This is a genomic window from Bacillus sp. FSL M7-1345 (assembly GCF_038006985.1).
GTDB classification, from domain to species: Bacteria; Bacillota; Bacilli; order Bacillales; family Bacillaceae_G; genus Bacillus_A; species Bacillus_A cereus_U.
This window is the reverse complement of record NZ_JBBOWG010000001.1, coordinates 4,666,662-4,679,344: the sequence shown is the minus strand read 5'-3', so window position 1 is coordinate 4,679,344 and position 12,683 is coordinate 4,666,662. Positions and strand designations below refer to the sequence as shown.

Here is a 12,683-nt window from a genome sequence, read left to right as displayed (position 1 = left end):
ATATTTGTGAAAAATATGAAATATACCTTAGTTTTTCTATATAAAGATAATGCTTATAATGAATATTGAATGTGTTATGAAAACTATTGCCTAGTTATGAATGAAAAGAATATCAACAATGGGGAGCGATGGAAGTGAAAAAGAAATTGTTGGCTATTGCGTTAGGGACATCAGTCGTTTTTGCTTTAGGAGCATGTGGAAATAAAGAAGAGAGTAAACCATCAAAACAATCTGCAAGCACAGATAGCGCAGAACAAATTTACCAAAAAAGTTGTATAGGTTGTCATGCTAAAGATTTATCAGGAGCAACTGGACCAGATTTACGAAAAGTAGGACAGAAATACGACGCAGCAGAGATTGAAAAGGTTATTGAAAAAGGTCGCGGTTCAATGTCACCAGGAATTATTCAAGGTGAAGATGCGAAAAAAGTAGCTGAATGGTTAGCGGAGCATAAATAAGAAACGTAACTAATAAACGAGCTGATTGTATAACTTGACCGAAAAGTGCTTCGAGTTAAGTAATTACATGAGCTCGTTTACCTTTTGTTGGGATGTAACATAACTGTAACAAAATTGTATCCGAACTGGAAACCGATTGATGTTACAATGGGGTTTGTAGAATTTTGATGAAATATATTACATAGAGTAGCATTGCTAATAAAAAGCATGTATGGAAGCTACCTTCAACAAGAATGGTCGAGCGAAAATAAAGGTTTTTCTTTTATTTTCAAATGTACAGAAAAGTATTTCGAAAAAAATCATTAAGTATTGGGTGATAAATAATGATAAAAATGACGAATGTTTATAAGGAGTACCCAAATGGTATGAAAGCCATTGCTGGTCTCACAGTTAACATTAAACAAGGTGAATTTGTATACGTAGTTGGACCGAGTGGAGCCGGAAAATCTACATTTATTAAAATGATGTATCGTGAAGAGAAGCCATCTACAGGATCAATTAATGTAAATGGACTTGTAATTGAAACATTAGCAGAAAGAGATGTTCCATATTTCCGTCGTCAATTAGGCGTAATTTTCCAAGATTTTAAATTGCTACCTAAATTAACGGTATATGAGAATGTTGCGTTTGCTTTAGAAGTAATTGAAGAAGAACGAGATGCGATTCGTGAACGTGTTACAGAAGTGTTAGGTCTTGTAGGTCTAGATGATCGTGCAGATGCACTTCCAGGCGAACTTTCAGGCGGAGAGCAACAACGTGTGGCGATTGCAAGAGCGATTGTAAATAGACCAAAGGTTGTAATTGCTGATGAGCCAACAGGTAACTTAGATATTGAAACAGCGCTTGATATTATGAGTATTTTTAAACGTATTAATGAGCGTGGTACAACGATTGTTATGGCGACACATAACGCAGATATCGTAAATACAATTCGTCATCGTGTAATTGCAATTGAAGGCGGAAAAATTGTTCGAGACGAGATTGAGGGAGGATACGGATATGAAGGCTAAAACCCTTAGTCGACATTTGCGAGAAGGTGTGAAAAATCTATCCCGTAACGGATGGATGACATTTGCTTCTGTAAGTGCAGTAACAGTTACGTTATTACTTGTAGGTGTCTTTTTGGCAGCTATTATGAATATGAACCATTTTGCGACGAAAGTAGAGCAAGATGTAGAAATTCGTGTGCATATTGATCCAGCAGCAAAAGAAGCTGATCAAAAGAAATTAGAAGAAGATATGAGTAAAATTGCGAAAGTAGATTCTATTAAATATTCTTCTAAAGAAGAAGAGTTGAAACGTTTAATTAAAAGCTTAGGCGATAGCGGAAAAACGTTCGAGTTATTTGAGCAAGATAACCCACTGAAAGATGTATTTGTTATAAAGGCGAAAGAACCAACAGATACAGCGGCGATTGCAAAAAAGATTGAGAAAATGCAGTTTGTAAGTAATGTTCAATACGGTAAAGGTCAAGTTGAAAAATTATTTGATACTGTAAAAACTGGTCGTAACATCGGGATTGCGTTAATTGCTGGTCTTCTATTCACAGCGATGTTCTTAATCTCTAACACAATTAAAATTACAATTTATGCTCGTAGTACTGAGATTGAAATTATGAAACTTGTTGGTGCAACAAACTGGTTTATTCGTTGGCCGTTCTTGTTAGAGGGATTATTCCTAGGAGTATTAGGATCAATTATTCCAATTGGCCTAATTTTAGTTATATATAATTCATTGCAAGGTGTGTTTAATGAAAAACTTGGCGGAACAATTTTCGAGCTTCTACCATACAACCCATTCGTATTCCAATTAGCTGGTTTATTAGTGTTAATCGGTGCATTAATCGGTATGTGGGGAAGTGTAATGTCAATTCGTCGCTTCTTAAAAGTATAAAAAGTTGCAAACATAATTCGTACAAGCTTATCATATAGTAGAAATAGGTAAAGGCATCACACATCGTGTGATGCCTTTTGCTACACCACCTGTGTGTTCTGGAAAGGGGAATTCCGCATTGAAACGTAGAGTTGCAATTATTGGAATGGTTGTTGCATTTTTAATTGGTGCTGGCGGGATGTTTGGTGGTATGTACTGGCTTGGGATAAACCCAGCATATGTAACGCAAACAGTATCGAATGGTAATGCTGGCACAGCGCAAGGGAATTTGGCAAAGATTAATGAGGCGTATGCACTAATTGATTCACGTTATGTGGAAGACGTGAAAGACGACAAATTAGTCGAAGGTGCGATACAGGGAATGTTGTCTACGCTGAAGGACCCTTATTCCACGTATATGGATAAAGAAACGGCAAAACAGTTTAGTCAGTCACTAGATCCTGAACTTGAAGGGATTGGAGCTGAAGTAAACAAGACGGACGGTAAGCTTATTATCGTATCGCCAATTAAAGGTTCACCAGCAGAAAAGATAGGAATTAAACCGAATGACCAAATTTTATCTGTAGATGGAAATAGTGTGAAAGATTTATCACGTGAAGAAGCAGTATTAAAAATTCGTGGTAAAAAAGGAACGACTGTTGCAATTGAAATTAAGCGCGCAGGAGTGGCTGATCCGATAGAATTTAAAATTAAGCGAGAAAAGATTCCGATTTTCACTGTATTTAGTTCCGTAAAGCAAGAGAGCGGAAAAGACATCGGTTATATGCAAATTACTTCTTTTGCTGAAAATACTGCGAAAGAATTTAAGGATCAGTTAAAAGAGTTAGAGAAGAAACATATAACAGGCTTAGTTATTGACGTACGTGGCAATCCTGGTGGCTATTTAAATAGTGTAGAAGACATACTAGGAGACATCATGACAGATAAAAAGCCAATGCTACAAGTAGAACAGCGAAATGGTGAGAAGAAGAAATTCTCTACGGAACTGAAAGAAAGAAAGCCATATCCAATTTCAGTATTAATTGATAATGGAAGTGCTTCTGCTTCAGAGATTTTAGCGGGTGCGCTGAAAGAGGGAGAAGGATACGATTTAATTGGTGAAAAAACGTTTGGTAAAGGTACTGTCCAACAAGCTGTTCCATTTAAAGATGGTAGCAATATTAAATTAACAATGTTTAAATGGTTAACACCAGATGGCAATTGGATTCATAAAAAAGGAATCGCGCCAACTGTAGAAGTGAAGCAACCTGATTATTATCATGCGACACCAATTCAAATTGAAAAGACACTTTCATACAATTCAAATGATGTACAAGTAAAACATGCGCAAGAAATGCTTAAGAGCTTAGGCTATGTACCAGGACGTGAAGATGGGTACTTTAGCAAAGAGACAGAATCAGCACTAAAAGCATTCCAAAATGCGAATGAGATGGAAGCAACAGGACAACTCGATAAAAAGACAGCTGAAGCGCTTCAAACTAAAATTATTGAAAAAATCCGTTCTGGAGAAAATGATTTACAATTACAGACGGCATTGAAATTAATAGCGAAATAAGAAAGAATACAGGCACTTTGATGCCTGTATTTTTTATGTGTTAAACAAACATTTCTTTAGTTATGATAAGATAAAAAGAAAAAATGATATAAATGGTGGTGAATGAATTCGTGGAGGCATGGCTTTTTGAAATACTACGAGCAGTTGGACGTTTTTTCTTACACCCTGCTGTCTATGTATTTTTAATTAGTAGTATCTTCGTTGGATACTTACGTATATTACGAGAACGAAAAGATTTTTCTTTTAAAGTATATGATATTTGGTTTGAACTACGAACAAATCTATTTGCAGGTATTGGATACGGATTAATCGTATCTATTATTACGATTGGACTCGGGCTAGTTGTTTCAAAAGCGAGTTTATGGGCAATTTTACTTTGGACGTTATTATTTGGATTAACTGCTATGTATCGATATTTATCTGTAGCTTATACTTTCGGAATCGCTATTGCACTCGTGTTGTTATCGTCTAAGATGCCAGTTTCTTTCTTACAGCTTGGAGAAGGTGAAGAGGGTACGATTGTATCCCTTGCTATTTTACTAGGCGTTATGCTCGTTGTAGAGGGGTTATTAATCTCTAAAAATGCGGTTCGCTATTCTACGCCAAAAATTAACAAAGGTAAGCGTGGGCTACGAATTGGACTACATGAATCAAATCGTCTATGGCTTGTACCAGTATTTATTCTTATACCAGGAGATGCGGTGACAGGATTTATTTCTTGGTGGCCTGTCGTTTCAATAGGTTCGACTACATACTCTTTATTCCTCGTACCATTTCTAATTGGATTTATGAGAAAAGTTAGAAGTTATGAGCCGACGGAAGCTTTATTATTTACAGGAAGACGTGTCTATGGATTAGCGGGGCTCGTACTCGTTTTGGGTATCGCAAGTTACTGGTGGCACGTACTCGCAATTATCGCGATGGGAGTCGCAATGCTTGGACGCTTTACAATCTCGATGCAAGAGAAAATTGCAGACGAGAAAAGACCAGCATACTTTGCCGCACGTAATGATGGACTTGTTGTGTTAGATACAATTCCTAATACAATTGGGGCAGAGATGAATTTAAAGCCTGGAGAAGTTATTACGAAAGTAAATGGAGTCATTCCAAGAAGTACCGAAGAGTTTTATGACGCGCTTCAAACGAAGACGACAGGGGCGTTTTGTAAATTAGAAGTAGTAGATACAAATGGTGAGCTTCGTCTTGCTCAAACAGCATTATACGCCGGGGGACATCATGAATTAGGTGTTGTATTTGTTCAGCAAGAGCATGAGTGGGATTCGGAAGCGATGTAAAATAAAATGGAAACCTTCATCAAACACAGATGAAGGTTTTTTTAGTTTCGTAGACGGATAACTTGAATAATTATTTGATAATGGTTATCATTTAGGGAGTCTTTTAATTTGGAAAAGGGAGGAAAGATATGTTACGTAAATTTTTTTCTTACTATAAACCGTATAAAGGTTTATTTATACTTGATTTTTCCTGTGCAGTTATCGCAGGCTTACTCGAACTTGGTTTCCCGCTTATCGTAAATCAATTTATTGATAAGTTATTACCAGGACAAAACTGGACGCTTATTTTATGGGCTTGCTTCGGTTTATTCGCAGTTTACGTGTTAAATACAGGTTTGCAATACGTTGTTACATATTGGGGACATATGCTTGGTATTAACATTGAAACTGATATGAGACAGAAATTATTTGATCACATTCAAAAGCTATCATTCAGATTTTTTGATAATAATAAAACAGGTCATTTAATTTCACGTCTTACAAACGATTTAATGGAAATTGGGGAAATTGCTCACCACGGACCAGAAGATTTATTTATTGCCATTATGACTTTAGTCGGAGCATTTTCATTTATGATGATGATTAACTGGAAGTTAGCACTTCTAACATTCTTCGTAATTCCATTCTTATTATGGTTGGCACTTTACTTCAATAAAAAAATGACAGGTACGTTTAGACGTTTATTCTCAGACGTTGCTGATTTCAATGCATGTATCGAGAACAATGTTGGTGGTATCCGCGTTGTACAAGCATTCGGAAATGAAAAGTTTGAGAAAGAGCAATTTGCTGTAAACAATGCTCGTTTCCGTACAACAAAATTAATGGCGTATAAAATTATGGCGTTAAATTCATCTATTAGTTATATGCTGATGCGTCTTGTAACACTCTTTGTATTAATATGTGGTACATGGTTTGTTCTGCAAGGTGAATTAACGTACGGTGGATTTATTGGATTCGTTTTATTAACGAATATTTTCTTCCGCCCAATTGAAAAAATTAATGCGGTTATTGAAAGCTATCCGAAAGGAATCGCTGGTTTTAAAAGATATGTAGAACTTCTGGAAACAGAGCCGGATATTGTAGATTCTAAAGATGCAATCGAAGTTAAACATGTACACGGCGATATTCAATACGATAACATCACGTTCGGATATGAAAATAAAGAGCCGATTTTAAACGATATTAGTTTGAAAATACATGCAGGTGAAACAGTTGCTTTCGTTGGACCATCAGGGGCAGGGAAAACAACATTATGTAGTTTATTACCGCGTTTTTATGAACACTCATCTGGATCAATTCAAATTGATGGCATTGACACGAAAGAGATGACGTTATCGTCACTTCGTAAGCAAATCGGAATTGTGCAGCAAGATGTTTTCTTATTCTCAGGAACAATTCGTGAAAATATCGCTTACGGAAACTTAAAAGCTTCAGAATCTGAAATTTGGCAGGCGGTAAAACGTGCCCAGTTGGAGGACTTAATTTACTCGCAACCAGACGGTTTAGATACAGTTATTGGTGAGCGTGGTGTGAAACTTTCAGGAGGACAAAAGCAGCGCTTAGCAATTGCCCGTATGTTCTTGAAAAACCCACCAATTTTAATTTTAGATGAAGCAACTTCTGCGCTAGACACAGAGACGGAACTTGCTATCCAAAAATCACTTGCTGAACTATCTGTCGGTCGTACAACGTTAGTTATCGCTCACAGGCTAGCAACTATTAAAAATGCGGATCGCATCGTCGTTGTAAATAAAGATGGTATTGCAGAACAAGGTTCACATGCTGAATTAATTGAGCGTGGCGGAGGGTATAGCAGGTTATACGAAGCACAGTTTAGTTCGTAAATATAATTTCTGCTGAATTAGTGCACCATAAGTAAGTGGAAATCTTATATGGGAGGCTATAAAGCATGATTGTAACAACAACTTCTACAATTCAAGGAAAAGAGATTACTGACTATATTGATATCGTCAATGGCGAAGCAATTATGGGGGCGAATATCGTGCGTGACCTTTTCGCTTCTGTCCGCGACGTGGTCGGTGGCCGTGCAGGCGCTTACGAAAGTAAATTGAAAGAAGCACGCGACATTGCAATGGAAGAGATGAAAACTCTCGCAAGACAAAAAAATGCGAATGCCATTGTCGGTATCGATGTGGACTACGAAGTAGTTCGCGAAGGGATGCTAATGGTTGCGGTAAGTGGGACTGCTGTCCGTATATAAAGTGAAACTTTAATTAGTGGGGGTTTTGTTCATCCCTCACTGATTATTAGCCTTCACCAATCGGGCGTTTACTGCCCACAAATAGCGGGATAAAGGGAAAAGCCGTGCTGATGCACGGCTTTTTTGTTGTTATTGTGTTTAATATTATAGGTAGGGCGATATTTTATGTCGAAGCCTCGATATTTCTTGGGAAATGCGGAAGATCCCGTCGATATATAGGGAAGACATTAGAGCGCTTCTTTACATTTTTGAATTTGAACTAATAATTTTTCGTATTCTTGTTCGAGAAATGTGATGTCATCGTGAGGATTTGGTATAGAAATCCGGCTGATGATTTCTGTTAATTTTGTTTGTAACCGTAATAATTCTTGTTCAGTAATATTTACAGAAGCTTGAGTTGTTCTTTTTGTGTATTGCTCGTAATTGCCGTGGAATATTCTAGGCTCTCTCTCATCTACTTTTAGAATATGGTCTGCAACAGAACGAATAAAGGCGCGGTCATGGCTAATGAAAAGTATGGTGCCAGGATACTCTTGTAACATGCTTTCTAATTCTTCTTGCGTTGCTAAGTCTAAATAGTTTGTCGGTTCATCGAGCAGAAGCATATTATAGTTTCCTAAAAATACTTTTGCAAGTGCAACCTTCATTCGTTCACCACCACTTAAGATGTGCACAGGTTTATGAACATCTTCACGGCGGAATAGGAGCCTTGCAAGTATTGTTCGCACGAACGACTCCGTATAGTTTGTTTCTTCTAGAACATTTTCTAAAATTGTTTTATCTGTTTTTAAAATTGATAGCGTTTGTTCAAAGTATCCAATTTTACAGCTTTTCGAAAGCTGAATGCCGCGCTCGTTTGTGAGAAGCATATTGAACAAAGTTGTTTTTCCACTTCCGTTTGCGCCTAAAATAGCAAGCTTTGCACCAGGGGCAATAGTTCCATTCATATTTTTAAATAGTGTGCGGTCACCTATTTTCTTTGTTGCTTTATTAAGCTGTACCACCACTTTACTATGAATGGGTGTATGGTATTGCACGTCAAAATGAGCTTGAGAAAGATCCTTTGGCTTTTCTTTCTTTTCTAATTTTTCGAGACGTGTCTCTAATACTTTCGCTGCTTTGCTAACATTTTCTTGGCCATGTGCCCCACTTAACTTATAAAGTTTAGATTCAGATGAACTGAACCGCGTTGGGACTTTTGTCATGCTAGAAGCACGTTGCTTTCTTTGTAAAATTGATTGCTCTAAACGATTTTTTTCTTGTACATATTGCTCATATTCCGCTTGCTTTTGTATTCGCTCACGTTCTTTTTGTTTTCGATAGTTTGAATAATTCCCTTTATATTCTTGAATAGTACCGTCTTCAATTTCGATGATTTTGGTACATATGGTATCTAGAAAATCACGATCATGCGATATTAAAACAAGTGCACCGTTATAAGATAAAAGTGCCTTTTCTAATTGCTCTGTACCGAACATATCTAAGTGACTTGTTGGCTCATCAGCAAATAGAATGCCTGCATCTTGTTCGAGAGCATGAGCAATCTTTAGGCGCATTCGTTCGCCGCCGCTCATTGAATCTGCAACGTTTGAAATATTCCATTTTCCTTTTGTAAGAGAAGAAGCGGTTTCCGGCAGTTCCTCGCTAAGCTGAGGAATGATAGCGATAGAACTATGGTGAGTTACTATACCTTGGTCAGCCTCTATTTCTTTACTTAATATTTGTAATAACGTAGATTTTCCAGCTCCGTTGACTCCAACAATTCCTATGCGATCGTTTGTTTGAATTTCCAGTGATGGTAACGTAAATAGGGTGCGATCACCAAAGCTCTTTTCAATATTACGCGCGAATAAAATAGTCATAAAAAAACCTCCCTAGTTTCACTAGAGAGGATAAACGTCGCCCTTGAATGTAAAAATCGTACATAAATAAACGATTTTTTACATAACCGTCTCGAAAGAAAGTATCGACAAATGGACAGACTAATCCTCTGCTAGTTTTCATCATTTTTGTTCACTATTTGTGATGGATGAAATAAATAAGAGAATTAGAACTTCATTGGTCAAAGTACCTTCCTTTCATAATATTATTTTTATTGTATGCGCATACAAAAGAGTTTGTCAAACTTATTTCTGTTTGTGATTTTTGAATTCGCTATTATACAGTTGTGCCTTTGCGAGTGCTTCAGCATCATTTTTGATTTCATCTAATCCATTCGCATCCCCAATAACATACCCTTCAAATGATGAACCAACAAAATCAAAGATATATTGGAACTGAGCAATAAGCGGCAATGCTTTCATTTTCGGATTATCCCCACCAACGATGACAACGTACATCTTTTTCCCTTTCATTTTCTCTTTAAAATGAAGAGATGTATCGCGTAAACTTTGTGACCAGCGATCGACGAAGTTTTTCATATGACCACTCATACCGTACCAATAGAGGGGTGTCGCAAAAATGATTGTATCGTGTTCTAGCATTTGCTCTATTAAAGTTTGGTAATCGTCATTTACAGGTTGAAATCCTTCCGTATCATGGCGCTGGTCTGTAATGGGGTGGACTGTATAATCACGCAAGTAAATTTGTTCTGTTTTAATTCTATCAATCATCATATGTGTTAGAGTTTCAGTGTTCCCGTTTTGTCTTGAACTGCCGTGTATGACGAACATGTAATCATCCCTTTTCTTTTGCTTGTTTTAGGAGTGAAACGTGTTTTTGTAAATTCGTTTGAATGTTGGAAAGTAATGTGATTTGTTTCGTTACCTCACTGAGTTTGTCTTCGTAAAGTGCAAGGATACTGCTGCACGGATTTTCGTATAGGTGTGGTTCTATTTCGAGGCAGCGCAACATTCGTGCTGTCTCTTCTAAATTTAAGCCAATTTGTAAGTACATTTGAATAAGCTCTACTTTTTCAATGGCACTTTTATCGAAATCACGATAGCCGTTTGTGAGGCGGTTTGAAGGGAGTAATCCCTTTTCTTCGTAATGTCTCAGTGAGCGCTCACTGACCCCTGTTTTTTTAGATAACTCCCCAATTCGCAATGTGTTTCACTCCTTTTAAAGGTATTGTAAACCTTCACACTAATGTGAAGGTCAACTCTGTTTTTTCGCAAAAGAATCTACATGATTTAAAAAGACCTGAATAGCCTTAGAAGGGATAAAATATTTGCCGCGCACGATGGAGAATGGACGGATTAGTTGTTCATTTGGAACTTCGACGTGGAATAGCTCTTTTGCCAGTAGCTCTTTCCGTACAGTCCAATCAGAAAGTATAGCGATGCCAAGACCGGCACTAACTGCTTCCTTCACGCTTTGGATACTACTGAATGTAAAGAATCGTTTCATTTTTAAATGGTGTTGATGAATAAAGCGGTCACTATAAGCACGTGTGCCAGAACCGCTTTCCCTTAATACCCAGACTTGATCTTGCAATGTATTTTCATTAATTCCCTCGATATGGAGTAATGGGTGGTTTGGCGGGACGACGAGTTTCATTTCATCTTGCATAAACGTTTCAACATCTACGTCAGCGTATACGACTTGGCCTTCCACTAAGCCGATATCAATTTGATTAGAGCGGAGGCTTTGCAAAACTTCTTCTGTATTTGATATAAATGTATGAACTTCGACGTGTGTATTTTCATTGGCAAAGCGCGCAAGTATTTTCGGAAGTAAGTATTCGCCAATTGTAAAGCTAGCGCCAATGCGGAGCGTCCCTGTTACAACGTTATGTAGGTCATTAATTTCTTGTTTGGCATCTTCGTAAAGAGAGAGCATTTGCTTTGCGTGTATGTATAATATGTTTCCTGCTTCTGTAACTTGGACGTGCTTTGGGGAGCGCTGAATGAGTGTAGTTCCAAATTCATTTTCCAGGTTGCGAATGTGCATGCTTACACCGGGTTGTGAAAGGTTTAAAAGTTCTGCTGCACGAGAGAAATGTTTTTGTTCAACGACAGTCACAAAGATTTTTAAAATGTCGACGTTCATTTGTTAGGCCCCTTTATTTTTGCTTTTATTTTATCATAAGTATTTCTGATGATAGAGATTGAATATTGATATTAAACTTATTATAAAAACTCTCTTATAATGTAACTAGAAAGAACATGCATGTTCCAATACGATTATTGGGGTGGTACAAGGTGGAACAAACACTTGTTATACAAAAGAAGAAGGGCTTTGGATTTTCGCAAGGTATTGGGATTACGTTATTAATCGCAATCGCCGCGAAATATTTAGCAGAGCTTCCATTTTTAAATATTATGGGACAATTAGTAATCGCTATTCTAATCGGGATGGTTTGGCGTGCGGCAATCGGGATTCCTCAAGAAGCGATAGCGGGAACGAACTTTGCGAGTAAGAAGTTGCTACGCTTTGGGATCATCTTACTTGGAATGCGGTTAAATCTTGTAGATATTGCGAAGGCGGGTCCGAAAGTATTGGTCATCGCAGCGGTTGTTATTACATTTACAATTTTCGTTGTATATGGACTAACGAAAGTATTTAAAGTAGAAAAGAAACTTGGAATTTTAACGGCGTGCGGAACGGCGATTTGTGGTGCAGCAGCGGTCGTGGCAATTGCACCGCAAGTGAAAGCGAAAGATGAAGAAACGGCAGTTGGGGCAGCGATTATTGCAATTTTAGGTACAATATTTACACTTATTTATACGCTATTATACCCAGTGCTTGGCTTGTCTCCGTACGGTTACGGTGTGTTCTCAGGTGCGACATTGCACGAAATTGCTCATGTTATCGCTGCTGCGGCGCCAGGCGGTAGCACGGCTGTAGACATCGCGGTTATTGTGAAATTAACGCGCGTAGCGATGCTTGTGCCAGTAGCGATTTTAATTGGATTATGGTTTGGCAAGAGCGAGGGAAGCGAAGAAAAAAGATCGTGGCGCGACCTTCCGATTCCTTGGTTCATCTTCGGATTTTTAGCAATGAGTGCGGTGCATTCGCTTGGGATTATCCCAGAAGTTGTTGCCGGATATATTGTAGTAATTGCGTACATGCTTATTGCAATGGCGATGGCAGGGCTAGGTTTAAATGTAGAGTTTAAAACGTTCCGCAAATTAGGAAGTAGGGCATTTGTGGCAGGGCTAATTGGCTCGGTTTGCCTTTCGGTACTTGGGTACGTTCTTGTATATGCGTTAGGATTTATGTAGTAAGACGAAGAAGCTGTCCCAAAAGATATTTTGGGACAGCTTCTTTCTTATGCCTATAGTGCTACGGATGTCGATATTTGTCGGTAAGTCGATATA

The 12,683-nt window shown here is 37.9% G+C and carries 12 protein-coding genes; 8 read left to right on the top strand and 4 right to left on the bottom strand.

What is annotated here, in order from left to right:
• Positions 1 to 134 precede the first annotated feature (134 nt).
• The 7 genes from cccB to MHB76_RS24570 all read left to right on the top strand — a co-directional run bounded on the left by cccB (position 135) and on the right by MHB76_RS24570 (position 7,422).
• On the top strand, positions 135 to 458 hold the full coding sequence (cccB, locus tag MHB76_RS24600; protein ID WP_002159877.1) for a cytochrome c551: 324 nt from the start codon (positions 135 to 137) through the stop codon (positions 456 to 458).
• Between the two features lie 323 nt (positions 459 to 781).
• On the top strand, positions 782 to 1,468 hold the full coding sequence (ftsE, locus tag MHB76_RS24595; RefSeq protein ID WP_078173386.1) for a cell division ATP-binding protein FtsE: 687 nt from the start codon (positions 782 to 784) through the stop codon (positions 1,466 to 1,468).
• A complete protein-coding gene (ftsX, locus tag MHB76_RS24590; RefSeq protein WP_002159879.1) occupies positions 1,458 to 2,351 on the top strand; it encodes a permease-like cell division protein FtsX in 894 nt (297 codons plus the stop codon). The genes ftsE and ftsX overlap by 11 nt, the downstream gene beginning before the upstream one ends.
• Before the next feature lie 118 nt (positions 2,352 to 2,469).
• A complete protein-coding gene (locus MHB76_RS24585; protein ID WP_087947307.1) occupies positions 2,470 to 3,906 on the top strand; it encodes a S41 family peptidase in 1,437 nt (478 codons plus the stop codon).
• 110 nt (positions 3,907 to 4,016) lie between these two features.
• Positions 4,017 to 5,201: a PDZ domain-containing protein gene (locus MHB76_RS24580; protein ID WP_176107951.1), complete on the top strand. Its 1,185-nt coding sequence runs from the start codon at positions 4,017 to 4,019 to the stop codon at positions 5,199 to 5,201.
• Positions 5,202 to 5,329: 128 nt separating this feature from the next.
• Positions 5,330 to 7,045 (top strand): ABC transporter transmembrane domain-containing protein, encoded by a 1,716-nt coding sequence (locus MHB76_RS24575; RefSeq protein WP_199709906.1) that lies wholly within the window; start codon positions 5,330 to 5,332, stop codon positions 7,043 to 7,045.
• A 65-nt stretch (positions 7,046 to 7,110) separates the two neighbouring features.
• Positions 7,111 to 7,422, top strand: coding sequence for a YbjQ family protein (locus tag MHB76_RS24570; RefSeq protein WP_002159883.1), 312 nt, complete (start codon positions 7,111 to 7,113; stop codon positions 7,420 to 7,422).
• A 227-nt stretch (positions 7,423 to 7,649) separates the two neighbouring features.
• Here the strand turns inward: MHB76_RS24570 and abc-f are convergent, their stop codons facing one another.
• The 4 genes from abc-f to MHB76_RS24550 form a co-directional block, all read right to left on the bottom strand.
• Positions 7,650 to 9,284 carry a ribosomal protection-like ABC-F family protein gene (abc-f, locus tag MHB76_RS24565; RefSeq protein WP_078173389.1) on the bottom strand — a complete coding sequence of 545 codons (1,635 nt, stop codon included), beginning with the start codon at positions 9,282 to 9,284 and terminating at the stop codon, positions 7,650 to 7,652.
• Positions 9,285 to 9,548: 264 nt separating this feature from the next.
• Positions 9,549 to 10,094, bottom strand: coding sequence for a flavodoxin family protein (locus MHB76_RS24560; RefSeq protein WP_078173390.1), 546 nt, complete (start codon positions 10,092 to 10,094; stop codon positions 9,549 to 9,551).
• Between the two features lie 4 nt (positions 10,095 to 10,098).
• Positions 10,099 to 10,467, bottom strand: a complete 369-nt coding sequence (locus MHB76_RS24555) for a MerR family transcriptional regulator (protein WP_016106616.1) — start codon at positions 10,465 to 10,467, stop codon at positions 10,099 to 10,101.
• A gap of 51 nt (positions 10,468 to 10,518) precedes the next feature.
• Positions 10,519 to 11,412 carry a LysR family transcriptional regulator gene (locus MHB76_RS24550; RefSeq protein ID WP_078173391.1) on the bottom strand — a complete coding sequence of 298 codons (894 nt, stop codon included), beginning with the start codon at positions 11,410 to 11,412 and terminating at the stop codon, positions 10,519 to 10,521.
• Positions 11,413 to 11,564: 152 nt separating this feature from the next.
• Between MHB76_RS24550 and MHB76_RS24545 the strand changes: the two genes are divergently transcribed.
• Complete coding sequence (locus tag MHB76_RS24545) at positions 11,565 to 12,587, top strand: YeiH family protein (protein ID WP_078173392.1); 1,023 nt, start codon at positions 11,565 to 11,567, stop codon at positions 12,585 to 12,587.
• The last annotated feature ends 96 nt before the right edge of the window (positions 12,588 to 12,683 follow it).

What these genes read in the sequence shown, in the direction of transcription:
- abc-f (WP_078173389.1), bottom strand. Translation starts at nt 9,284, where the DNA reads ATGACTATTTTATTCGCGCGTAATATTGAAAAGAGCTTTGGTGATCGC.
- MHB76_RS24560 (WP_078173390.1), bottom strand. Translation starts at nt 10,094, where the DNA reads ATGTTCGTCATACACGGCAGTTCAAGACAAAACGGGAACACTGAAACT.
- MHB76_RS24550 (WP_078173391.1), bottom strand. Translation starts at nt 11,412, where the DNA reads ATGAACGTCGACATTTTAAAAATCTTTGTGACTGTCGTTGAACAAAAA.
- MHB76_RS24570 (WP_002159883.1), top strand. Translation starts at nt 7,111, where the DNA reads ATGATTGTAACAACAACTTCTACAATTCAAGGAAAAGAGATTACTGAC.
- MHB76_RS24575 (WP_199709906.1), top strand. Translation starts at nt 5,330, where the DNA reads ATGTTACGTAAATTTTTTTCTTACTATAAACCGTATAAAGGTTTATTT.
- ftsE (WP_078173386.1), top strand. Translation starts at nt 782, where the DNA reads ATGATAAAAATGACGAATGTTTATAAGGAGTACCCAAATGGTATGAAA.
- ftsX (WP_002159879.1), top strand. Translation starts at nt 1,458, where the DNA reads ATGAAGGCTAAAACCCTTAGTCGACATTTGCGAGAAGGTGTGAAAAAT.